The sequence below is a fragment of the Bacillus sp. JJ1127 genome (assembly GCF_036965845.1).
Taxonomy (GTDB): domain Bacteria; phylum Bacillota; class Bacilli; order Bacillales; family Bacillaceae_G; genus Bacillus_A.
This window is the reverse complement of the sequence record NZ_JBALQK010000049.1, coordinates 2,025-5,035: the sequence shown is the minus strand read 5'-3', so window position 1 is coordinate 5,035 and position 3,011 is coordinate 2,025. Positions and strand designations below refer to the sequence as shown.

The 3,011-nt window shown below is 34.8% G+C and carries 2 protein-coding genes; both read left to right on the top strand.

The genetic code is table 11. From position 1 onward, the window contains the following. Window positions 1-55: 55 nt before the first annotated feature. On the top strand, window positions 56-1,870 hold the full coding sequence (pepF, locus tag V7183_RS06720) for an oligoendopeptidase F (protein ID WP_335359024.1): 1,815 nt from the start codon (window positions 56-58) through the stop codon (window positions 1,868-1,870). A gap of 83 nt (window positions 1,871-1,953) precedes the next feature. Next, window positions 1,954-3,011, top strand: a 1,058-nt coding sequence (locus tag V7183_RS06715) for an erythromycin esterase family protein (RefSeq protein WP_335359023.1), incomplete at its 3' end; no start/stop codon positions are given.

Genomic DNA, 3,011 nt, shown 5'->3' with positions numbered 1-3,011 from the left:
GAATTTTCTAGTATTATGTTATTAGATATCATAAAAAATACGGAGGATATTAAAGATGAAAAATGTAATAGAAAAACGACTTACTCGTTCAGAAGTCTCTACCGAATTAACATGGGATCTCACTGATTTATATGCATCCGATCAAGATTGGGAAAATGCACGAAAAGAATTAGAAGAAGAAATAAAGAAAGTTGATGCCTTTAAAACGAAATTACATACCGGATCAAAAACTTTATTAGATTGCTTACTCCTACAAGAGCAGCTTTTAATGAAATTGATTAAGCTTGTGGCCTTCGCAAGCTTAAATGAATCTACAGATCGAACAGATCCAATTATTCAGGCAAATTCATCAAAAATTTCTACCTTGGGCACGAAATTATATACAGCTTTATCTTTTATTCCGACTGAAATTCTCACATTAGAAGAAGGAACGATTGAAAAATACCTTCAGGAAGAAGCAGAGCTTGAACCTTTCCGGAAATCACTACTAGAAATCCTCGAATCGAGAAAACATAAGCTTTTACCAGAAACAGAAGAAGTTCTTGCAGCACTTGGTGAAGTCCATGGAGCTCCTTACAAAATTTATGGAATGACTAAGCTGGCTGATATGGCGTTTTCTCCTATTCAGGATGAACAGGGTACGGAATTACCAGTATCCTTTGCATTATTTGAAAGTCGCTATGAATTTTCTCCTAACACAGATATTCGTAGAAAAGCGTATACATCTTTCGTTTCAACGCTTAAACAATATAAAAATACCGTTGCTACTACATATGCCACAGAGGTGACAAAACAAGTCACACTCGCTCGTTTGCGTAAGTATGAATCTGCTACTCATATGCTTTTGGATCCACAAAAAGTCACATTCGAAATGTATAACAATCAAATAGATATTATTTATAAGGAATTGGCACCTCATATGCGCCGCTTTGCTAAGCTTAAAAAGAAAGTGTTAGGACTTGAACAAATGCTTTTTTGTGACTTAAAAACACCACTAGACCCAGATTTCAATCCAACAATCACTTCCGAGGAAGCTAGTAAACTCATTCTAGAATCTTTAAAAGTATTAGGGCCTGAGTACAGTGAGATCATGAAAAAAGGTTTTAAAGAAAGATGGGTAGATCTTGCAGATAACGTTGGAAAATCAACTGGTGCCTTCTGCTCTAGCCCGTATGGATCACATCCTTATATCCTAATTACATGGCAAGATAACATGCGTGGTTGCTTTACATTGGCACATGAATTTGGACATGCTGGGCATTTTTATTTAGCAAATAAAAATCAACGTATAATGAATGTTCGTCCATCCATGTATTTCATTGAAGCACCGTCTACAATGAATGAAATGCTACTAGCTCAACATTTACTCGCTACAAATGAAGATAAAAGAATGCGCCGCTGGGTTATCTTACAGCTACTAGGAACTTATTATCATAACTTTGTTACCCATTTACTTGAGGCAGAATATCAACGTAGAGTATACGCTTTAGCTGAGGATGGGAAGGCCCTCACTGCAACAACTTTAACAGAAGTAAAAACAGCTGTTCTTTCAGAGTTCTGGGGCGACACGGTTGAAATTGATGAAGGAGCAGGCCTAACGTGGATGCGTCAACCTCATTATTATATGGGCTTATATTCATACACATATTCTGCTGGCTTAACTGCATCGACTGCCGTATCCCAATTAATTCAAGAAGAGGGACAGCCAGCTGTTAATCGTTGGCTCGATGTACTGCGTGCAGGTGGAACGATGGAACCACTTGAACTAATGAAGCATGCTGGAGTTGATATGTCGAAACCAGACCCAATTCGCAAAGCTGTTTCTTATGTCGGTTCATTAATTGATGAATTAGGGCGTTCTTATCAATAATACTTAAAAAACGAGACCTCATGAGAATGTATTTATCGTTCTTATGAGGTTTTATTCCTTCAAGCGAAAAATATGATGGGGATGTGTTACATATTAAATACTTATATAAATACACTTTAGTTACGGGACTCTTAATACTGATTGCTGTAGCTGCTTATTATTTAAAGAGTAAAGATACAGAAGGCACATGGTTGAATCGTAACAGTCATAAGGTGAACTCACTAACATCAAACAACTATGATGACCTGGAATTTTTAAAGGAAGTATTAAAGGATAAACAATATGTTTTTCTTGGTGAGAGCTCACATGGCGTTGCCGAATATAGCACAGCAAAAGTAAGATTGATAAAATATTTACATGAAAATTTAGGCTTTGATGTTGTTGCATTTGAAAGTCATATGGGCGATGCCGCTATTGCATCCACCGAACTTACTACAAATAAATTTGGAAATACCTATGGAATTATGAAAAAAGCCTTATATCTTACCCCTTGGAATAACAAGCAAACAGCCCCCTTATTTGATTATATTCTTAATAAAAAGGAAACAAATTCACTGTCTTTTATTGGATTTGATATGCAAACTTCAAGTACTTTTAGTAACTTTATGAGTAAATGGATAGAATCTTATAATCAAGAGGATTCTCACAAATTCACACAGTTAGAATCAAGTTGGGCAGATATGTATTCAAATTTATCTAATTTGGAAAAAAAGCTTACTGAGGAAGATGTTCAGAAATACGAAAATGATTATAATAAGTTCATAGTTTTTGTGGATGAACATGCTAATGATTTAGGAGCAAATTATCCACAAGAAAAAAATATGAAACAACTAATAATTAAGTCTCTACAAAATCGAATAGATTTTATAAAAAGAGCATACCGATCCAATTATACGGAAGATGATAAGTTTTCAATCAGGGATGTAATCATGGAAGAAAATATCATATGGCTATCTAATGCTATTTATCCAAATAAAAAAATAATATTTTGGGCTCATAATGGGCATATCCGAGATAATAATACAGAAATTTTCGCGAAAGATTATGGGCAAAGTGACTTTCAGCAATGGCAATCTAAATCCATGTTTGAGAATTTGCCAAATGAATATAAAAAGAAAAGTTATATATTAGGTTTTTACAT

What these genes read in the sequence shown, in the direction of transcription:
- pepF (WP_335359024.1), top strand. Translation starts at nt 56, where the DNA reads ATGAAAAATGTAATAGAAAAACGACTTACTCGTTCAGAAGTCTCTACC.